The sequence below is a fragment of the Thiohalorhabdus sp. genome, from assembly GCF_036628635.1.
Classification (GTDB): domain Bacteria; phylum Pseudomonadota; class Gammaproteobacteria; order Thiohalorhabdales; family Thiohalorhabdaceae; genus Thiohalorhabdus.
This window is the reverse complement of sequence record NZ_JAZKRM010000040.1, coordinates 1-20,169: the sequence shown is the minus strand read 5'-3', so window position 1 is coordinate 20,169 and position 20,169 is coordinate 1. Positions and strand designations below refer to the sequence as shown.

Genomic DNA, 20,169 nt, shown 5'->3' with positions numbered 1-20,169 from the left:
GCACGCCGTTCCAGCGCGACCGCGATCGCATTATCCATTCCACCGCCTTCCGGCGCCTGGAATACAAGACCCAGGTGTTCGTTAACCACGAAGGCGATCACTATCGGACCCGCCTGACCCATTCCCTGGAGGTGGGCCAAATCGCTCGCTCGGTGGCGCGCGTCTTGCAAATCAATGAGGACCTGGTGGAGGCCATCGCCCTCGCCCACGACCTGGGCCATACGCCGTTCGGGCACGCCGGGCAAGCGGCCCTGAACCGGTGCCTGACCGATTACGGCGGCTTCGAGCACAACCACCAGTCGCTGCGGGTGGTGGATCAGCTGGAACAGCACTACGCCGAATTCGACGGTCTCAATCTGACCTTCGAAACCCGGGAGGGCATCCTCAAGCACTGCTCGCGTCAGCGTGCCGAAGCCCTCGGCGAGGTGGGGCGGCGTTTTCTCGAGGGGGGTCAGCCGTCGGTGGAGGCCCAGCTGGCCAACATCGCCGACGAGATCGCCTACAACAACCACGACATCGACGACGGCTTGCGTTCGGGCCTGATCACCCTGGACCAGCTATGCACCGAGGTGCCCCTGTTCCGGGAGACCTTGGAAACGGTCCGCGTCGGCTATCCCGATTTGAAAAGCGACCGGCGGGCGGTCCACGAAACCATCCGCCGGCTCATCGATCGGCAGGTGAGTGATCTAATGGCCAATACGAGCCACAATCTGGAAGACACAGATTGGACCCATCCCGATCAGGTGCGGGCTTCCAAGGAGCCAGTGGTCGCTTTCTCCCCGGCCATGGCCGAAGCCAACCGCGAGCTCAAACGCTTCCTGCACCGGGAGCTGTATCGCCACTCCCGGGTCATGCGTATGGCCCTAAAAGGCGGCAAGGTCATAGAGGACCTGTTTACGGCCTTTTTGGAGGATCCGGTCATCCTGCCGACCGACTTTCGGCGCCGCAGCGAGAAGGTGGAGGCCGAGCTTGGCCGCCAGGGTCGTGCCACGGTGGTAGCCGACTACATAGCCGGCATGACCGACCGGTTTGCCATCCATGAGCACGATCAGATCTTTAATCCCGGCTCGGTGTCGCCTGGATAAATACCCGAACCGCCGAAGGGGCCTGGCCGCGCGCCGCTGGGCACCGCAAAACCCCCTAAAAACGGTCCCGTAGAAGCCTTTTCGGGCACCTAATTGACACTCCGTTCCAGGGCACCTAGGTTGAATTGGTTATGCTCCAAGATTTTCTAAACGGCGTCGGCAACGGGTTTGGCCTGCTGCTGGGGCTTGCCCTATCGGCGCTGTTTATCTTATGGATCGGTCTTCCGTTCCTGGTACTTCAGCTGGTGCGGACCAACCGCGCCCTGACCACCGAGGTCCACCGCCTCCGACTTCTCCATCAGGCGGAAGCAGAGCAAGGCCAATCCGGCCACCTAACCCCGTCTGGGCCAAAGGAGGATGGCGGTTCCTCCATCGCCAATGAGGAGGATCATCATGGCGAATGACGTCGATCGGCTGGACGAGCAATTGGCCCAGGAGAACGGTCACTTCCACGCCTTGCTGGAGCGCCACCGGAGCCTCGACGGCGAAATCGACAAGCTCGAAGACGGCCGCGGCCATGTGGAGGACCTGGAGCTGAGCCGGCTCAAGCGCGAGCGCCTCTACGTCAAGCAGCAGCTGGAGTTCATGCGCCGACGCAGGCAGCCCAACGGCCAGTAGCCCAAGCTGACGACCACCGTTTCATCAGGGCGCGTAAGCGCCCTTTTTTGTGTACAATTCCCCACGCCGCGCAGCCAGAGCCCGGAACCCAGCGGCCGGAGGCAGCCATGCTGGCAAGCGATGTGATGACCACCGACTTTTTCATCCTGGATCCGGAGGTGCCCGTCTACCAGGCCCTGGAACCGGTCTGGGAGCGCCGGCGCCGGGAGATGCCGGTCGTCGAGGAGGGGCGCTTCATCGGGGTGCTGACCATGCGGGAGCTGATCCACCGCGCCCTGCCCTCCTACATCCGCGACGACCGCCATTTCGCCAACCTGACCTTCGCCCCGGATCTTCATCAGATCACCGATCGCATGAAGGACCTGGGTAGCAGCACCGTTCGCGAGGCCATGAGCCGGGAGGTGCGCACGGTAGCCCCGGATACGTCCCTGCTTGCAGTGGCTACCGCCCTCATCCGGGATGAGAAAAAGGAAACCCGAAACGTGTGGGTGGTGGACGACGAACACAAGTTGGTGGGCCAGATCTCGGAGTGGGAAGTCCTACGCCATGTGTTCCAACAGCTGGACTTCACCGACTAAGGTCCTAAGCCACCCCCAACCCAAGAGGTTCGGCATGCAGAGTCCAGCCCAAGGGGGCCCCGAGGCCGCCCACGGCGCCGCCGAAGCGCTTTTTGGGCTCGACCCCTTCTGGACCGCCACTGCGCTGTTCGTGGCCAGCTATCTGATCATCATGACCGAGCGCATCAACCGCGCGGTGGTGGCGCTGCTGGGCGCCGGTCTGCTGATCGTGCTGGGCATCCTGCCGCAGAGCACGGCGGTGGCCGGCATCGATTTCAACACCATCGGCCTGCTCACCGGCATGATGGTGATCGTGGCCATCAGCCGGCAGAGCGGCGTCTTTCAGTACCTGGCCATCAAGGCGGCCAAATGGTCCGGGGGACGGCCCTGGGGCATCCTGGTGACGCTGTCGGTGGTGACGGCGGTGCTGTCGGCCCTGCTGGACAACGTCACCACGGTGCTGCTGATCGTGCCGGTGGCGCTGCTCATCTGCGACGAGCTGGAGGTCAAGCCCTACCCCATCCTGATCGCCCTGATCATGGCCGCCAACGTGGGCGGCACCGCCACTCTCATCGGCGACCCGCCCAACATCATGATCGGCACCCAGACCGACCTCACCTTCAACGATTTCGTGCTGAACCTCGGCCCCATCGTGCCGCTCATCTTCGTGGCCACCCTGGTGCCGCTGTACCTCGTCTACGGCCGCTACATGGGGGCCAGCGCCGAGGGCATGCAGCGGGTCATGGCCTTCCGCGAGAATGAGGCCATCACCGATCCGAGCCTGCTCAAGCGCTCCCTGCTGGTCATCGGCCTGGTGGTGGTGGGCTTCGCGGGCCACCACCAGCTCGGCCTGCAGCCGGCCACGGTGGCCATGTTCGGCGCCGCCCTCCTGCTGCTGCTGTACACCGTGGGCTTGGCCCCCGATACGGCCAGCGAGCGGGTCCACGAGGTGTTTGCCGAGGTAGAGTGGGTGACCATCTTCTTCTTCGTGGGCCTGTTCATGCTGGTGGCCTCCATCGAGCACGTAGGCCTGCTGCAGATGCTCGCCGATTACGTGCTGGAGGCCACCGGCGGCGACTTCTTCGCCGCCTCCATGGCCATCATGTGGGTATCGGCCATCGCTTCGGCGGTGGTGGATAACATCCCCTTTGTGGCCACCCTTATTCCCATGATCAAGTCCATGCTGCCGGCCTTTCAGGAGGCCGGTCTGGGGGCTGCCGATACCTCCGCCATCTGGTGGTCGCTGGCGCTAGGGGCGTGCCTGGGCGGCAACGGTTCCCTCATCGGGGCCTCGGCGAACCTGATCACCGCCGGCTTCGCCGAGCGGGCGGGCCACCCCATCCGCTTCCTGCCCTTTTTGATGATCGCGTTCCCGATCATGCTGGGGCAGGTGGCCATCGCCTCGGTCTACCTCTGGCTTCGCTATTTCTAGCGGTCTAGCCTGGGACGGCATTCGACCCCATTTAAAGCGGAGAAGCGCATGACCCGGCCGGACAACGATACCTTCCTGCGCGCCTGCCGGCGCGAGCCCACCGACTACACCCCGGTGTGGCTCATGCGCCAGGCCGGGCGCTACCTGCCCGAATACCGCCGGGTGCGGGAGAAGGCCGGGGATTTCATGAGCCTGTGCCGGAATACCGAGCTGGCCACCGAGGTGACCCTGCAGCCGGTGGACCGCCTGGGTGTGGACGCCGCCATCCTGTTCTCGGACATCCTCACCATCCCGGCGGCCATGGACTGCGGCCTGCGCTTCGTCAGCGGCGAGGGCCCGGTGATGGACAAGCCGGTGCGCTCGGAGGCCGACGTGGGCGCCCTGCCGGTCCCCGATCCCGGCGACGAGCTGCGCTACGTTCCCGACGCCGTGGCCTCGGTGCGCAAGGCCCTCAACAACCGGGTGCCGGTGATCGGCTTCGCCGGCTCCCCGTGGACCCTGGCCACCTACATGGTGGAGGGGGGCTCGTCCAAGACCTACGGCATCATCAAGCGGATGGCCTATGATGAGCCGGCGGTGCTGCACCGCCTCCTGGACAAGCTGGCCCGTTCGGTGACCGACTACCTCAACGCCCAGATCGCGGCCGGCGCCCAGGCGGTCCAGATCTTCGATACCTGGGGCGGGGTGCTTACCCCCGAGGCCTTCCGCGAATTCAGCCTGACCTACCTGCGCCGGATCGTGAACGGTTTGACCCTGGTCAACGACGGCGAGCGGGTGCCGGTTATCCTATTCACCAAGGGCGGCGGCGCCTGGCTGGGGGATCTGGCCGACACCGGGGCCGACGTCCTCGGCCTGGACTGGCAGACCGATCCCGCCGAGGCCCGCCGGCAGGTGGGCGGCCGGGTAGCCCTTCAGGGCAATCTGGATCCGGCCATCCTCTACGCCCGGCCGGAGCGGATCGAGCGCGAGGTGGCGCGGACCCTGGACGCCTTCGGGCCCGAGCCCGGCCACGTGTTCAACCTGGGCCACGGCGTCAATCCGGACGTGGACCCGGCCCACGCCGAAGCCCTTTTGGCAGCGGTCCACAGCCTCAGCCGGCGGTAAAACCGCCCGCGGACCTCGATTGGGCCCTGGCAGTCTGTACCAAAGACCTTATAATGGTTGGGCTTTTTCAACCGCCGGGAGTGGGCCATGGCCGGGCAGCGCACCGAATTCGATCTCGACCTCATCCGCAAGTACGACACCAGCGGGCCGCGCTACACCTCTTACCCCACGGCGCCGCAGTTCCACGAGGGCTTCGGCCCGGCCGAGTACCGCGCCGCCGCGGCCGCGAGCAATGCCGCGGACCCCGCCCGGGGGCTGTCGCTGTATTTCCACATCCCCTTCTGCGACACCCTTTGCTTCTACTGCGCCTGCAACAAGATCGCCACCAAGAACCGGGAATGGGCGGTCACCTACCTGGATTACCTGTTCCGGGAGATCGAGCTGCAGGGGGCGCTGTTCGACGGTGACCGCACAGTGGATCAGCTCCATCTCGGCGGCGGCACCCCGACCTTCCTCGACCCCGAGCAGATGCGGGCGCTGATGGCCAAGACCGGGGAGCACTTTCGCCTGCGCGAGGACGATACCGGCGATTACGGCATCGAGGTGGATCCGCGGGCGGCCGGGGCCGAAACCATCGCCGCCCTGCGCGAGATCGGCTTCAACCGGCTGTCGGTAGGGGTCCAGGATTTCGATCCCAAGGTCCAGGAAGCGGTGAACCGCATCCAGCCGGCCGAGATGACCTTCCAGGTGCTGGAGGCCGCTCGGGCCCAGGGGTTCCACTCGCTGTCCCTGGACCTCATGTATGGCCTGCCCCACCAGACCGAGGCCAGCTTCCTGGCGACCCTGGACGCGGTCATCGAGGCCCGGCCCGACCGCCTGGCGGTGTTCAACTACGCCCACCTGCCCGATATGTTCCCTGCGCAACGCCGGATCGACGAGGCCGATCTGCCTGATCCGGCGGACAAGCTGGCCATCCTCCGCCGCAGCATTGAGCACCTGACCGAGGCCGGTTACGTCTACATCGGCATGGATCACTTCGCCCTGCCCGACGACGAGCTGGCGGTGGCCCAGAGGGAAGGTAAGCTGCACCGCAACTTCCAGGGTTACTCTACCCACCCCAATTGCGACCTGGTCGCCATGGGTGTCACCGGCATCGGCAGCGTAGACGGCACCTACAGCCAGAACGTGCGGGGGCTGGAGGCCTATTACGCTGCTCTGGATGCTGGAGGGCTGCCCGTCTTTCGGGGTTATGAGCTTACCGGCGAGGACCACCTGCGGCGCGCCGTGATCACCCGGATCATGTGCGATTTCGCCCTGCACTTCGGTTGGGTGGAATCGCGTTATGATATCGATTTCCGCGAGCACTTCGCCGACGAGCTGGCCGACCTAGCGGAAATGGTCGACGACGGCCAGTTGGAGTTCACCCGGGAAGGGCTTAGCGTCACCCCGCGAGGCCGCCTCCTGATCCGTAACATTGCCATGGTCTTCGACGCCTACCTGCGGGCCCGGGAGGGCGCCCAGCGCTACTCCAAGGTGATCTGATCCGGTCCCTGTAAACTGCCAGGCTCCCGATCTCCGGTGGATGCTGGTAGGATGCGGCGGACGCGCTACCCGGAGAAGGCCATGCCGCCTACGCCCCAGGCCGTCGTGTTCGATTTCGACGGCATCATCGTGGACAGCGAGCCAGCCCACTACCGCGCCTTCCAGGTGGTTCTGGAGCCGCGGGGGTTGGGCTATGCCTGGGACCGTTACATCGATTACTACATGGGCTTGGACGATCGTGACGGCTTTCGGGAGGCCTTCCGTGCGGCCGGGCAGGAGGTGGGCCAGGACGAGCTGGAGGAGCTGATCGCGGCAAAGCATGCCGCTTTCGAAGGCGAAATGGCCGTAGGGTTGGATCCCATTCCCGGGGCCGTGGACTGCGTACGGCGGCTGAGGGAGGTTTTCCCTCTGGCGGTGTGCAGCGGTGCCCTACGCGGCGAGGTCCTGCCCACCCTGGAGGGGTTGGGCATCGCTGCGGCCTTCCGGACCGTTGTTTCTGCGGAGGATGTGGCCCACAGCAAGCCGGACCCGGCGAGCTACCGCTTGGCCGTGGAGCGCCTCGGGGCGGACCTGAAGCGGGACCTGGAGCCGGGCGCCTGTGTGGCCATCGAGGACACCCCCACCGGCGCGGCCAGTGCCCGCGATGCCGGCCTCCTCGTCATCGGTCTGGATCCCCAAGGCGCGGGCCCGGAAGGCGCCCACCGCACCGTGCGCTCCCTCGACGAGCTGACCGCGGAAAACCTCTAACCTTCGGTACCCTGGGCCCGGTTCCGGGCTACCAGCAGCTGGATGGCCTCCAGCCGCTTGCCGGGGCCCTTGGCCGACTCTTCCTTATGGTTAGGCGCCACCTCTTGGTAGATGGCGGCCACGGCGTCGCCCTTCCGGATTTCCTCCAGCTGGCCCCTGCGGCCGTCGAGGAAGCGGATTTCGGCCTGGCGGGGGACGTAGAGGTGGGTCCCGCCGATGCCGAGAACCCCACCGAGGGTAATCTCGTGGGTTAGCGGGCGGTTGGTGTGGACTTCGCCGGAGTAGGCCCCGACCTTGCCCGTGGTTGTCGTTGCCGTGATTTGGTTCTCGGGTACCGTGTCCTTGCGGACCGCCGCATTGGGGTCGCGGTTGACCTCGAAGCCGGTTCCCCAGTGCTCGTTTATGGCCATAGCGCATCTCCTGCGAGGATGGAATGGGTGACGAGGTAGCCCCTAATTCTTATAGTACACCCTACGGTCCCTGTATCCAGAGCCCGGTCAACGAGCCAAGGTCAGTACGCGGGTGGGAAACGGTCCCCCGGTGGATGAGGGAGGCAGGTAGACGGTGAGCGAGCCCTTCGACGCGGCGGTGGTAGGTGGAGGCATGGTGGGGGCCGTGGCCGCCGTGGCCCTCCGCCGCCAAGGCTTATCGGTCGGCCTGATCGAGCGCGGGCGACCGCCGGAGGGGCCCGGCCAACCGGGTGATCCCGAGCGGGTGAGCGCTGTCAGTGAAGGCTCCCGCCGCATCCTGACGGATCTGGGCCTGTGGCCGGCCATTGCCGACAGTGAACCGGCAGCGATCGAGACCATCGAGGTCACCGACGGGGGCCGCGGCGGTCGGGTCTTGATGGACCGGGACGAGGCCGGTGTGGATGCTTTGGGTTACGTGGTGGCCAACCGTCGGATCGTCGCCAGTGCCTGGGAGGCCGTCCGCGCCGATCCGGGGATCGTGGTACACGCCCCGGCTGGGGTGGCGGATTGGCAATGGCAGGACCGGGGTGTCCGCCTCCAGCTGGAGGGGGAAGGCGGCGGGCAAACCCTGAGCACCCGCCTGGTTATCGGCGCGGACTCCGAGCATTCGGCCACCCGGGCGGCTGCGAGGATCGGCATGCGGGGCTGGCACCACAACCGTTACGCCCTGGTAGCCACGGTGGAGACGGAGCGCCCCCTGGCCGGCCGCGCCTTCGAGCGTTTCCTCCCCGAAGGCCCCCTGGCCTTTCTGCCGCTGGGCGGAGCCACCGCCTCCATCGTCTGGACCCTCACGCCCTCGGCCGCGAACCGGGCCCTGAACTGGGACCAGGCCACCTTACTGAGCCACATTCAGGACCGCTTCGGCCCGGCCCTGGGCGGCCTTCAGCACGTCGGGGGACGGGCCACCTTTCCCCTCGCCTTGCGCCTCGCCCGCCGATTCACCGAAAAGCGTACCGCCCTGGTGGGCAACGCCGCTCACCTGCTCCATCCGGTGGCGGGCCAGGGCCTCAATCTGGGTTTGCGCGATGTCCAGGCCCTCGCCGAGGAGGCCGGGGCCGCCCGTTCCTGCGACTGGGACCCCGGCAATACCGCGGTCCTGAACCGCTACGAGCGGGCCCGGTGGGGGGACACGGCCCGGGTGATGGCATTCACCGAAGGCCTTAACCGCCTGTTCGCCAACGACTGGGCCCCGGCGGTGGGCCTTCGCCAGCTGGGACTTTCTGTGGTGGGCCAAAGTCGTCCCCTCAAGCGGATCCTGATGAACCAGGCCATGGGCCTTGCGGGCCGGGATAGGCATACCCAAGGCATCGGCAACGGGAAGGTCTCCCGGTGAGCGGAGACCGGCAACAGGCCGACGACTACGATCTGATCGTGGTGGGCGGCGGGATGGTGGGTGCCGCCATAGCGGCGGCCCTGGCCCCCACCCCCCTGTGGGTGGCCGTGGTGGAGGCAAGGGCGCCCGAGGCCCAGCCCGCCAGCGACGGCCGCCGGGTGAGCGCCCTGACCGCCGGCTCGGTGCGTATCCTGAAGGGCCTGGGGGTGTGGCAAACGGTCGCCGCCGGGGATACCGAGCCCATCCGCGCCATGACCGTGTGGGACGGCGACCAGGCCGGCGGCGTGAACTTCGAGGCCGGGGAAGTGGGCCTGGAGGCCCTGGGGGCCCTCGCGCCCAACGGCACCATCGCCGCTGCCCTGCACGGGGCAACCCGGGAAGGCGCCCATGTGGACTGGTTCTGCCCGGCGCGCTGGACCACCCTGGAGCCAGGCGACGAAGCGGTGACCCTGAACCTGACCACGGAGGGCAGTGAGCGGACCCTTCGGGCCCCCCTGGCGGTAGCAGCCGACGGCCGCGACTCGGCCGTGCGGCAAGAGGTGGGCATCGCCACCGGGGGCTGGGACTACGGCCAGAGCGGCCTGGTAGCGGAGATCCGGCCTCAGCGACCCCACCGCGGACGGGCCTTCCAGCGCTTCCTGCGCGGCGGTCCCCTGGCCCTGCTGCCGCTGTCCGAGGGGCGCTGCTCGATGGTGTGGTCGCTGCCCACATCACGGGCCGAGGGCCTGCTCGATCTGGAGGATGCCGCCTTCGGCCGCCGCCTGCAGCAGGCCTTCGGCCCCGATCTGGGCGAGCTGACGGTGGCCGGCCCGCGCGCGGCCTTTCCCCTGCGCCTGCAGCACGCCCGCGCCTACGCCCGCAACCGGGTGGCCCTGGCCGGGGACGCCGCCCACGCCGTCCATCCTCTGGCCGGCCTGGGCCTGAACTTGGGGCTGCGCGACGCCGCCGCCCTAGCCGAGACGGTGGCCGAGGCCCATCTAGCGGGCGAGGACTGGGGCGAAACCGCCGTCCTGGGTCGCTACCAGCGCCGGCGCATGCCGGACAACCTCCTGGTCTCCGCCTACACCGACGGTTTCCATCGCCTGTTCGGCGGCGACAGTGAGGCACTGGCTACCCTACGCAGCCTGGGCATGAACCTGGTGGACCGCGCCGGCCCCCTCAAGCATTTGCTCATGCGGCAGGGCATGGGTCTGGCTGGCCTCGGTCGGGGCCGCCTGGAGCGCGGCGAGCCGCTGGCCTAGCCGCCGCCTTCGAACCCCTGCTGCCGCCAGGCCTCGAACAGGGCCACCGCCACCGAGTTGGACAGATTGATGCTGCGGTTACCGGGCACCATGGGGATGCGCAGGCGCTGCTCTGCCGGCCAGGAATCCCGCTCGGCGGCCGGCAGGCCCCGGGTCTCGGGCCCGAACAGCAGGGCATCGCCCGGTTGGAAACCGGCCTCCGTATAGCGGCGCTCGCCGTGGGCGCTGAACACCCACACCCGCTCGGGGTCGATGGCAGTCAGGCAGGTCGCAAGGTCCGAATGCTCGGTAACATGGGCCAGCTGGTGGTAGTCCAGGCCGGCCCGCTTGAGCCGGGTGCTGTCCATGGTGAAGCCGAGGGGATGGATCAGGTGCAGCCGTGAGCCGGTGTTGGCTGCCAGGCGTATCGAGTTGCCGGTATTGCCGGGGATCTCGGGCTGATAGAAGATGACGTGAAACATGGTCCGCGAGTTACTAATGCATTCGAAGGTTTTGTCAGGGGTGCCGCCCGGGGCTTGGGGCAAACCGCTCCGGTGAACCCTGCCTGACCACTCGCAGAGTGGTCAGGCATCCCCCAGTCGTTCCTTGCCCCAAGCCCCGGGCGGTTCTCATGACGTTACTCCTATATCTATTAGTAGGCGTGAGGAATGAGGTGTGAGGCGCAATCCGAATCATCCGGACGGGGATGACGCCAATGAGCAATGAGAACGGCAATCCCCTGGCGGTGGATTTCGCCGGGCTCGCCCTGGCCAGCCCCATCGTCTTGCTGTCGGGCTGCGTCGGCTTCGGCGAAGAGTATACCCGCGTCGAGGGCTTTTCCAACGCCGACGTGGGCGGTATCTGCCTCAAGGGCACCACGCTGGAGCTGCGCCTGGGCAACGAGCCTCATCGCATCTACGAGACCCCAGCCGGCATGCTCAACGCCATCGGCCTGCAGAACCCGGGAGCCCGGGCGGTGGTGAACGACATCCTGCCGAACCTGGACTTCGCCGAGACGCGCTTTTTCGCCAATATTTCCGGCTCCATTGTGGAGGAGTACGTCGAGGTGGCGCGGGCCTTCGACGACTCGCCCATCGACGCCATGGAGATCAACATCTCCTGCCCCAACGTCAAGGCCGGCGGCGCTGCCTTCGGCAACTACCCGGAGATGTCCGCGCAGGTGGTGGCGGCGGTGCGCGCGGTCACCGACAAGCCCCTGATCACCAAGCTCTCGCCCAACCAGACCGACAGCGCCGACAACGCCCGCCGCTGCATCGAGGCCGGCACCGACGCCCTGGCGGTGATCAACACCGTCACCGGCATGGCGGTGGACCTGGAAAGCCGCCAGCCGGTGCTCGGCAACGGCGCTGGCGGACTGTCCGGGCCGGCGATCAAGCCTATCGCCCTGCTCAAGGTGCATCAGGTCCACCAGGTAGCCGCCCCGCACGGTGTGCCCATCCTGGGCCAGGGCGGCATCACCGGCCCCGAGGACGCCCTGGAGTTCATCGTCGCCGGGGCCACCACCGTGGGTCTGGGCACCGGCCTGTTCTACGATCCTCTCCTTTGCAAGAAGGTAAACGACGGCATCCGCGCCTACCTCGCCGACCACGGCTTTGGCCACGTGCACGAGCTGGTGGGGACCCTGGCGTCCCCGGGGTAATCGCCATAATCTCCCTTCGTCTGGGGGGATGAAACCCCACAATTAGGCGGTTGATAGGGGCAAAGGAGCAGTATGCACCAGTATCATTTTGGCTATCTCCTTATTGCCCTGGCCGTCGTTTTCATGGGCCTGGGTTATTGGCGCGCGCATCAACTGGGGGCGGGTTGGCGGGGCTGGGTGGCATGGGGGTTTGCAGCGGTTCTTGGCGGTCTGGCCGCCTACCCCTTTTCCATCCCCACAACCCCTCAGAACAACATCCGGGTCGACCTGGGCCTTATTATCTACTTCCTCCTTCCCTTCCTTTCCCTCCTCGCCCTTGTTGGCCTAATGAAGGCGATTGTCGATACGAAGGCTCTCGGAACCACGAGTGGAAAGGGGGATAACGCCGGAGCGACTGCTTGGCGGGACTTCGGGCTGCGCCTTATTGCCGGGGGCAAGGGTCTAAAAAGACCGCTATGGGTTGGTCTGGTCTTCGCCCCGTTAGCGGGGGGCGTTGTCTTCTTCGTCCTCGTTAGCCTGGTCTTGGGGGCAAGGCCCCCCGGGAACGAGCTATCCACCTTGGTGGGGGTTCTTGCTCTGGACCTTTTCTGGACCGCTCCGGTTAATTACCTCGGAACGCTCCTTTTCGGGCCCCTTCTGGTGATCGGCTTGCGGAAAGCCGGCGCACTGAGCTTCCGAGCCTTGGCCCTGGGCGCGCTCCCCTTGGGTGGTATCGCCTTCCTTGGTTGGCGGGTTTGGTACTGGGGGCGCTTGGAAGAGGTTACAAAGGCCGAAGGGGTGAAGATAGTGAAGGGTTGGGCCTACCTTTAGGAGGTTGGATGGGCCCAGATCCTCGAAGGGATTGGGACCGGCGCGGCCATGGGGCTGGCGGTGGCGGTAACGTTCTGCTGGCTGACGGGCGTTGAGAACAGTGATCCGGGCAAATCGGGCGAACAGTAATCTTCTGGCCGATTTACCCCACTCCCGACCTGCCCTCTGCTTCTCTGCGGTCACTCTCTCCCCAGAACCCCCTCAGGCCCTGGCCACCGCCACCACATAGACCGCTGCGGCGCCCGCCTCCAGCAGCGCGGCCGCGGCGGCGTCGGCGGTGGCGCCGGTGGTGATGACATCGTCGACGAGGGCGATGCGGCGGCCGTATACGGCCTGACCCTCGGCCCGGAAGGCGTCCCGCACATTGGTCCTTCGGCGGCGATCGGGAAGGGCGCTCTGAGCCGGCGTTGGCCGGTGGCGCACCAGACCGCGGCGCAGGTGGGGGAGTCCGTGCATCCGGGCCAGCAAGGCGGCCAGTCGGTCGGCCTGGTTGTAACCTCGCTCCCGCAGGCGGCCCCGGTGCAGGGGGACAGCCAGGAGGGCATCGATGCGGTAGGTCGCCAGCCAGTCCGTTAGCTGTTCATCGGCGAGGTCGGCCAGTGTCCGTTCCAGACCCAGCTGGTTGGCGTACTTGAAGCCCCGGATCCAGCTCGCTAGCGGTTCGCGGTAGCGCCACGGGGCGTGAACGGTGACGAAGCGCGGCGGTTGACGCTGGCAGGAGCCGCAGGGGCTCTCGGCCGGGCTGTCCGGGCGACCGCACCGGGGGCAGCTCGCGTCGACGATGGCGGCCAGGCACCCCCGGCACCCGTCGCAGATCTGTACCCCTCCTGCAAGGCGCTCGCCGCAAACCAGGCAATCCACCGGATAGAGCTGCTCCACCAGGGCGCCCAGCCGGGCCCGAAAGGCTTGCGGGAAGCGGTTGCGTCGAGCACCTATGAGTTTCGTTTTTTTAGGGCCTTTGACCATTTTAGTATTTGCCTATAAGCTTAAGTGCGCTTTCGGTCAGAGGAGGGACCCGCCCGATGGAAGAAGCCAATCGTGACCATCTCCACCAAATGAGCCCGGCCCGCATCCGGCTCCGGGCGTCGCTGTTCCATGTGGGCAATCTGGTCTGCATGGCCGCCGCTTTCGGTGCGGGGGTGGCCTATTACCTGGATCTGGGCCTGGTCAGCATGGTCCTGTCAGTGGCCCTCCTCCTGCCCACCATCCTGTGGTTCGGCGCCTCCATGGCCCTATACTCCTTCTTTGCACAGGATCCCCACACCCTGGTCAGCCGCCATACCCGGCGCGCCGGGTACTTTTTCTACGGCGGATCCGGGGCCGGTCTGATGGTCATCGCCTTCCTCCAGAAGGTTCCCGTCACCTATCTCTTACCCATTCCCGCCCTTGTCGTGGCCTTGGTCATGGCGCTGGCGGTTAAGGATCTGGTAGCCATTCTTCGCACCGACCTGGAGGCCGAGGCCATTTATTAGGTTCCCGGCCCATTGCGTCCCTCCCTGAGGGCCAGGCTTTGCCGGGCCCTCGACGTTTCGGGGTCGGATGCGTTCCAATGAATGGAACCATCTAGTTTGCCGAGAAACGGCAACGACCCAAAACCGGCCCATGCCTTCAAGCGATTCCGCCGACGCCGCTGGTCCTCGGGTTGACTCCCGAGCCCTCCTGCGGGCCCTGGCCCGCGCCGCGGGCACCTTCGATGATACCGCCATACTCGCCCATGAGGTGGAGGCGCGCCTGCTGGAAAGGCTGGATCTGATGCAGATGGATCCAGCGCGGATCCTGGTAAGCGACGCCCGCGCCGGGTCCGGGGGGCGAACCCTGGCACGGCGATTCCCCAAGGCCGGCAAATACGCTACCGATCCGTCTCCCCTGATGTTGACCGAGGCTCGCCGCCGGCGGGGCTGGCGTAGCCGGCAGCATTTCTCCGCTGCCTGGAGCCGGTCCCTCCCCTTTCCCGCCGGCAGCTTCGAGCTGGCCTGGTCCAACCTGGGTCTGCAGTGGGCCAACGACCTGGACGGTGTGCTGCGAGAAGCCCACCGGGTGGTCGCACCCGATGGCCTGCTTATGTTCGCTTCCCTGGGTCCGGATACCCTCGCCGAACTGCGCGCCGCTCTTCCCGTGGCCTTCGACCGGGTCCCGGAAATGCCGGTGTTCATCGATATGCACGATGTCGGCGATGCCCTCTCTCGAGCCGGTTTCGAGGGAGTGGTGATGGAGAACGAGATCATCACCATGACCTACCCCGATCTGCGCACACTGCTCGCTGATGCCCGGGCCACCGCCAGCGGTGCGCTGCTTACCGATCGGCCGCGTGGCCTGATGACGTCGGAGCGGTTGGCTGCCCTGGAGAAGGCATTGCCGCGCGAGCGCGGCCGGATCCCTGCCCGCTTCGAAGTGGTGTACGGCCATGCCTGGCGGCCCGCCAGCGGTGCCGTGGCCGCGGATACCTCGGGTACCGCCCGCATCGGAGTGGACCAGATCGGTCGGCAGGGAAGCGTGTAGGCAGAGTCTTCGGGTGATGCTACAAGGAGAGAATTGGGTCTTCGCCTAGTGCTCTCGAGGGGGAAGTTCATGAAAGCCGTAATCATGGCAGGGGGCCAGGGCTCCCGCCTGCGACCGCTTACCGAAGGTGTGCCCAAGCCCATGGTCCCTATCCTGGGCCGGCCCATGATGGAGTACATCCTGGAGGCCGTTCGTGACGCCGGCATCACCGAAATTCTGGTTACCCTCCATTATCGCCCCAACCTGATCCAGGACTATTTCGGTGACGGTGCCGACTGGGGGGTCCATATCGAATACGCCATCGAGGACCACCCGCTGGGGACCGCGGGCTCGGTGAAAAACGGCGAGCATTTCCTCGACGAGCCTTTCCTGATCATCAGCGGCGACGCCATGATGGATTACGACCTGAAGGCCCTGGCCCAGAGCCACACCGATAGCGGGGCTCTGGTCACCTTCTGCCTGGCGCGGGTCTCGGATCCCAGCGAGTTCGGCATTGTGGTTACCGACAACGACGGCCGGGTCCAGCGCTTCCAGGAAAAGCCGGCGCCCTCGGAGGTGTTCACCGACACGGTGAACACCGGCATCTACGTCATGGATCCCCGGATCCTGGCCGACATCCCTGCCGATACCGAATTCGACTTTTCCCACGACCTGTTCCCAACCCTCCTCGAGCGCGGTGAGCCGCTTTGGGGCCAGGTGGCCCGAGGGTACTGGTCCGATATCGGCAATGTGGACCAGCTGGAGCAGGCCACCTGGGACCTGCTCGAAGGGTTGGTGGATCTTCCCATTCCGGGGGAGGAGATCCGATCCCAGATATTTGTGGAGGGCAAGGCCCACGTCGAGGAAGGCTGTTCGTTGCAGGGGCCGGCCTGGATCGGCCGTGACGCCATCCTGCGCAGCGGGTCGGTGGTGGGGCCCTACGCCGTGGTTGGCCGCCATTCGGAAGTGGATGCCGGGGCTCGGCTACGCCGCTCCATCCTGCTGGACTCTTCCTACCTCGGTGAGCATGCCGAGGTCCGCTCCGGTTTCTGCGGCAACCGCGTCCTGGTGGAGCAGGAGGTGGAGATCGAGGCCGGTGCCGTCATCGGCGATGACGTCCACCTCGGTCGGGGTGTCACCATCGAAGCCGAGGTCCGCGTTTGGCCCCACCTGCAGGTGGAGGCCGATACCCTCATCGACCAGAACGTTGTGTGGGAGTCGGTGGGCCGCCCGGCCTTGTTCAGCGAGAACGGCGTCGCCGGCTTGGCCAATCTGCGCCTGACCCCGGAAACCGCGGCGCGCATCGGCAAGGCCTTCGGCGCCTGGCTGGGTCGCGGCCAGCAGGTGGTTGTAGGCCACGGATCTCATCCTTTTTCCCAAACCCTGGAGAAAGCCTTCGTTTCGGGGCTTTTGTCGGTGGGCATCCAGGTCGAGCCACTGGGTGTTTCCAGCCACGCCATTACCCGCTTTGCGGTGTCCCGCAACATCGAGTTCGAAGGTGGGGCCTTCGTTCGCCAGGGCCCCGAGCACGCCCAGTTGGCCGTGATCGAACTCTACGACCGCAATGGCCACCCTCTGCCCCGCAATGGCCGGCGCAAGGTGGAAGCCACCTACCGTCGGGCGGATTTCCCCAAGGTTGATGCCGATCACGTCGGCCGGCTGCTGTCCACAGGGGACCACGAGGCGCGCTACGTCAGCGAGCTGGTTTCCGAGCTCGACCGTGACGCCCTGCGGGCCATGGAGCCCAAATTGGCGGTGCTGTCGCGCAACCGCTGGAGCACCCGGGTTCTGGACATCCTGCTTGACGAGATCCAGACCGAGGCAGTGACCGTCTCCGGGGAAACGGGACCACCCGGAAGGGATACCGAGGACCCGGGTCAGCGCCTGCGGGAGGTCTATGCTCTGGGTGGGGAGCACCGCCGCATCGGTTTGTACCTGTCGGCCGACGCCCGGCGCATGTGGCTGTTGGATGAATATGGGCGGCTCTACCAGCCCGGAGAGGTGAACCACCTTCTGATGCTGGCCTACCTCAACGACGGCCCCGAAACGGAAAGGGATCCCCACGTTTTCCTTTCGCCCCAGACCCCGGACCGTATCCGGGAGCTGGCGGCGTCCCAGGGCTGGGAGATCCGGGAGCGGCGCCTGGGTCTGGCTGAGACCATCGCCGAGAGCCGGGGTCCCCGTCCCCACCGGTGGCTCGACTTCGAGCACTTCTATTTGGCAATGGCCGCGGTTCCCGCCTTTTTCCGGCTACTTGATTACCTGGCCCGGAACCGGATGGACCTGGCCGAGCTGGCCGGTCAGCTCGGCGAGACCGATACCGGGTTCATTGATGTCGATTGCTCATGGCGGGATATGGGCTGGGTCATGCGCCACCTCACCGAAGAGCACGCTGACAATCTGGAACCGGTCTCCGATGGCGTGAAGGTCCGCCATCCCGAAGGGGGCTGGACCTATGTGGTCCCCGCTAGCGGCGAGCCGGTGCTCCGGGTCTATGCCGAGGGCACCAACGAGGCCCGGGTCCAGAATCGACTGGAGCAGACTCGTCGCACCCTGGTCCGCATGATCCGGGAGGCCGGGTAGCGGTGGACCGTATGCCACGCCGAAATCCCCCGTATGTGGTACCCATCCTTGCAGCGGGAGGCTAGCCGGAGGTGACCACGTGGCTGCTCGCCACCGACATGGACCGGACTTTGCTGCCCAACGGACTGGTGCCGCCCGAGACCGGGGCCTTGGACCGGTTCCGGGTCTGGGCCGGACAAAGGCAGGCGACCCATCTGGCCTATGTCACCGGGCGCCATAGGGCTTTGGCCCGGGAGGTCATGGCGGACTACGCCCTGCCCGAGCCTGACTGGCTGGTCTGCAATGTGGGGACCGAGATCTATCCTCAGGGGCAGGACCAGCCCCTGGCCGCCTGGCATAAGCGGCTTCAGGGCGGCTTTGATGCCGGGGCTGTGCGGGAGTGGGCTAGGCGGCAGCTTACCGGTGCCAGGCTTCAGGCAGCGGCCAAGCAGTCCCCTTTGAAGGTGAGCTTCTACACCGCCGGCACGGAAAGCCCGGCCGAGGACCAAGAGCGGTTGAAGCTGGCCCTGGCCGGAGCCGGACTTGATGCTCGGGTCGTTGTATCCTTTGACGAAACCGAGGATGTGGGCCTGGTGGATTTTTTGGCGCCGGGCTCGGGCAAGGCTCGGGCGGTGGCCTTTCTGCGCCAGCATCTGGGGGTGTCACAGGATGACGCCTTGTTCGCGGGTGATAGTGGCAACGACGCCGACGCCCTGATTTCGGGCATGGGCGGCATCCTGGTGGGCAATGCCACCGAGGCCGTCCGGGCCCAGATCCGTGCTGGTTTGGAGCAGCATACCCAAGCCCGCGTCTATGTCGCCGAGCGCCCCTACACCGCCGGCATCCTGGAAGGCATGGCCCACTACGACTGGGAGGTCCCCTAGTGTCCAGGCGCAGGGACTCGTTGCAACCCTGCGAGCCGGGATGGCCGGGGCCGCAAGGGAGCGGGGCAGTGGGGCGGGCTCCCTGTCCGTCAAAGGCCGCTGCCGCCGGGCCGTTCGCCATGCCCGTTCGCCCGGAGGGAGCGTCTGAGCCGGCCCAGCGCCGCAAAACGCCTCCACTTCCTGGGTTCACTATCCCGCCCCTGAACCCTTTCCTTCCGGGGCTAAGGGAACCCTCCCTAAGAGGCTCAGGGGCGGGACGCCTTGCTCTGACCCGGCTCAGGCGCTCAGAAATGTAACGAACCACTGCGACAGGGCACTTAACCATGCGGATCGGTTTCGTCAGTCCCCACAGCGACCCCCTCGCCGAGCCCGGTGAGCCCGACTCCGGGGGCCAATGCGTCTACGAGGAACGCCTGTCGGCTTCGCTGGCCGAGGTGGGGGCGGACGAGGTTCGCACCTACACCCGGCGCTGGGGCGGCAAAGAGGCTCACCGGGGCATCGCGGAGGGCGCCGAGGTGCTCCGCCTCGATACCGGCAGCGAAGGGTTCCTGCGCAAGGAGGATATGGCCCCCGAGCTGCCAGGGTTCATCGAGGAGATGTGGCGCCGAGACGGGGATTGGCTTGGAAAAACGGACTTGTTCCATGGCCATTACTGGGACGGCGGTGCCGCGGCCCTTATGGCCAGCCTTCGCACCGGCCGGCCACTGGTGTTCACCGCCCATTCCCTGGGCCGGGAGAAGCGTGATCGGGTCCCCGAGGATGGCACGCTCAATTACGCTTTGCGCATTGGCAACGAGCACCGGATCATGGGGGCGGCTGATGCCATCATCGCTCTCACCGAGGTGGAAAAGGGCATTCTGGAGCGGCGATACGGCGTGGACCCGGGCAAGGTTGCGGTGGTGCCGGGGGGAGTGGACACCGCCATCTATCGGCCCACAGCGGATCCCGCCGAGATCCGGACTCGCCACGGCCTGGCGGAGGACGAGCGGCTGGTGTTTACCACCGGACGTCTGGATCCGCGCAAGGGCTACGACCTGTTCCTGCAGGCCATTCCCGAGGCCGCCCGCCGCTTGAAGGCCGAGGGGGTGCATGCTCGCTTTCTCCTGCCTGGCGGAGGGCCGGAGCTCAACGCCCTCGAGCGACAAGTCCGGGACCGGATGGAAGCCCTCATAGCCGAGCACGACCTCCAGGACCGGGTGGTGCTTTTCCCGCACCTGAACTTCGACGAGCTTGTGGCCCACTATACGGCGGCGGATCTATACGTTTTGCCCTCCCCTTACGAGCCCTTCGGCCTGGTAGCCGTTGAGGCCATGGCCTGTGCCACGCCGGTGCTGGCCACCCAGCACGGCGGACCGCCGGAGATCGTTACCCCCGGCACCGACGGGGATTTGGTGGACCCTACCGACCCGGAAGGATTCGCCCGGGCCCTTGCGGAACTATTGCGCGACCGCCGGCAATTGGCCCGGATGGGCGAAAACGCCCAACGCAAGGCCCGCGAGGTATTCGATTGGCGGGCCGTGGCCGGGAAAATCCGGGAAGTTTATGCCCTAGTATTGGAAAACGCGCCCGGTTGACTCTTTGTCCCGCCTCAACTTGGCCGTCCACGCGTTTCTCCGATGCGCCTAGCGTAGGGTTCCCGTCAGTTGAGCCTCCTCCCGCCCGTCTTTAAATTTTGGGATCGGACCATCAGTCCGGACCAGCTTTCAGTAGGTAGTAGAGGTGTTCAA

At 66.3% G+C, this 20,169-nt stretch carries 19 protein-coding genes; 16 read left to right on the top strand and 3 right to left on the bottom strand.

Going from position 1 to position 20,169, the window contains the following annotated elements; all coding sequences use genetic code 11:
• The 8 genes from V5A19_RS11290 to V5A19_RS11255 all read left to right on the top strand — a co-directional run.
• Nucleotides 1-1,085: deoxyguanosinetriphosphate triphosphohydrolase (locus V5A19_RS11290; protein WP_332327810.1), on the top strand; the 1,085-nt coding region annotated here is incomplete at its 5' end.
• 131 nt (nt 1,086-1,216) lie between these two features.
• A complete protein-coding gene (locus V5A19_RS11285; protein WP_332319243.1) occupies nt 1,217-1,489 on the top strand; it encodes a hypothetical protein in 273 nt (90 codons plus the stop codon).
• Nucleotides 1,479-1,703 (top strand): YdcH family protein, encoded by a 225-nt coding sequence (locus V5A19_RS11280; RefSeq protein WP_332319244.1) that lies wholly within the window; start codon nt 1,479-1,481, stop codon nt 1,701-1,703. The genes V5A19_RS11285 and V5A19_RS11280 overlap by 11 nt, the downstream gene beginning before the upstream one ends.
• 107 nt (nt 1,704-1,810) lie before the next feature.
• Nucleotides 1,811-2,281: a CBS domain-containing protein gene (locus V5A19_RS11275; RefSeq protein ID WP_332319245.1), complete on the top strand. Its 471-nt coding sequence runs from the start codon at nt 1,811-1,813 to the stop codon at nt 2,279-2,281.
• Nucleotides 2,282-2,315: 34 nt separating this feature from the next.
• On the top strand, nt 2,316-3,692 hold the full coding sequence (locus V5A19_RS11270; protein ID WP_332319246.1) for an ArsB/NhaD family transporter: 1,377 nt from the start codon (nt 2,316-2,318) through the stop codon (nt 3,690-3,692).
• A 48-nt stretch (nt 3,693-3,740) separates the two neighbouring features.
• The gene (hemE, locus tag V5A19_RS11265) at nt 3,741-4,796 is read left to right on the top strand and encodes a uroporphyrinogen decarboxylase (RefSeq protein WP_332319247.1); all 1,056 of its coding nucleotides are present in this window, start codon (nt 3,741-3,743) and stop codon (nt 4,794-4,796) included.
• 87 nt (nt 4,797-4,883) lie between these two features.
• A complete protein-coding gene (gene hemN, locus V5A19_RS11260) occupies nt 4,884-6,278 on the top strand; it encodes an oxygen-independent coproporphyrinogen III oxidase (RefSeq protein WP_332319248.1) in 1,395 nt (464 codons plus the stop codon).
• A gap of 51 nt (nt 6,279-6,329) precedes the next feature.
• Nucleotides 6,330-7,025 carry an HAD family hydrolase gene (locus V5A19_RS11255; protein WP_332319249.1) on the top strand — a complete coding sequence of 232 codons (696 nt, stop codon included), beginning with the start codon at nt 6,330-6,332 and terminating at the stop codon, nt 7,023-7,025.
• On the opposite strand, the gene V5A19_RS11250 is transcribed toward V5A19_RS11255, so the two are convergent.
• The gene (locus tag V5A19_RS11250) at nt 7,022-7,435 is read right to left on the bottom strand and encodes a hypothetical protein (RefSeq protein WP_332319250.1); all 414 of its coding nucleotides are present in this window, start codon (nt 7,433-7,435) and stop codon (nt 7,022-7,024) included. The genes V5A19_RS11255 and V5A19_RS11250 overlap by 4 nt on opposite strands.
• Nucleotides 7,436-7,589: 154 nt before the next feature.
• Here V5A19_RS11250 and V5A19_RS11245 point away from each other — a divergent pair, with 154 nt between their 5' ends.
• Both V5A19_RS11245 and V5A19_RS11240 read left to right on the top strand, forming a co-directional pair.
• A complete protein-coding gene (locus V5A19_RS11245; protein ID WP_332319251.1) occupies nt 7,590-8,828 on the top strand; it encodes a UbiH/UbiF/VisC/COQ6 family ubiquinone biosynthesis hydroxylase in 1,239 nt (412 codons plus the stop codon).
• Nucleotides 8,825-10,069, top strand: a complete 1,245-nt coding sequence (locus tag V5A19_RS11240) for a UbiH/UbiF/VisC/COQ6 family ubiquinone biosynthesis hydroxylase (protein WP_332319252.1) — start codon at nt 8,825-8,827, stop codon at nt 10,067-10,069. Before V5A19_RS11245 ends, V5A19_RS11240 begins: the two co-directional genes overlap by 4 nt.
• On the opposite strand, the gene V5A19_RS11235 is transcribed toward V5A19_RS11240, so the two are convergent.
• Entirely contained in the window at nt 10,066-10,530 is a 465-nt protein-coding gene (locus tag V5A19_RS11235) for a tRNA (cytidine(34)-2'-O)-methyltransferase (RefSeq protein WP_332319253.1), read from the bottom strand. The genes V5A19_RS11240 and V5A19_RS11235 overlap by 4 nt on opposite strands.
• A 233-nt stretch (nt 10,531-10,763) precedes the next feature.
• On the opposite strand from V5A19_RS11235, the gene V5A19_RS11230 reads away from it, so the two are divergent.
• Nucleotides 10,764-11,708, top strand: coding sequence for a dihydroorotate dehydrogenase (locus tag V5A19_RS11230; RefSeq protein ID WP_332319254.1), 945 nt, complete (start codon nt 10,764-10,766; stop codon nt 11,706-11,708).
• Between the two features lie 1,011 nt (nt 11,709-12,719).
• On the opposite strand, the gene V5A19_RS11225 is transcribed toward V5A19_RS11230, so the two are convergent.
• The gene (locus V5A19_RS11225; protein WP_332319255.1) at nt 12,720-13,397 is read right to left on the bottom strand and encodes a ComF family protein; all 678 of its coding nucleotides are present in this window, start codon (nt 13,395-13,397) and stop codon (nt 12,720-12,722) included.
• Between the two features lie 143 nt (nt 13,398-13,540).
• Here V5A19_RS11225 and V5A19_RS11220 point away from each other — a divergent pair, with 143 nt between their 5' ends.
• From V5A19_RS11220 to V5A19_RS11200, 5 genes are all read left to right on the top strand, one after another.
• Nucleotides 13,541-13,990, top strand: a complete 450-nt coding sequence (locus V5A19_RS11220; RefSeq protein ID WP_332319256.1) for a hypothetical protein — start codon at nt 13,541-13,543, stop codon at nt 13,988-13,990.
• A gap of 130 nt (nt 13,991-14,120) precedes the next feature.
• On the top strand, nt 14,121-15,017 hold the full coding sequence (locus tag V5A19_RS11215; protein ID WP_332319257.1) for a methyltransferase domain-containing protein: 897 nt from the start codon (nt 14,121-14,123) through the stop codon (nt 15,015-15,017).
• A gap of 69 nt (nt 15,018-15,086) precedes the next feature.
• On the top strand, nt 15,087-17,579 hold the full coding sequence (locus tag V5A19_RS11210) for a sugar phosphate nucleotidyltransferase (RefSeq protein ID WP_332319258.1): 2,493 nt from the start codon (nt 15,087-15,089) through the stop codon (nt 17,577-17,579).
• Nucleotides 17,580-17,650: 71 nt separating this feature from the next.
• Complete coding sequence (locus tag V5A19_RS11205) at nt 17,651-18,442, top strand: HAD-IIB family hydrolase (RefSeq protein WP_332319259.1); 792 nt, start codon at nt 17,651-17,653, stop codon at nt 18,440-18,442.
• 323 nt (nt 18,443-18,765) lie between these two features.
• The gene (locus V5A19_RS11200) at nt 18,766-20,016 is read left to right on the top strand and encodes a glycosyltransferase (protein WP_332319260.1); all 1,251 of its coding nucleotides are present in this window, start codon (nt 18,766-18,768) and stop codon (nt 20,014-20,016) included.
• Nucleotides 20,017-20,169: the final 153 nt, after the last annotated feature.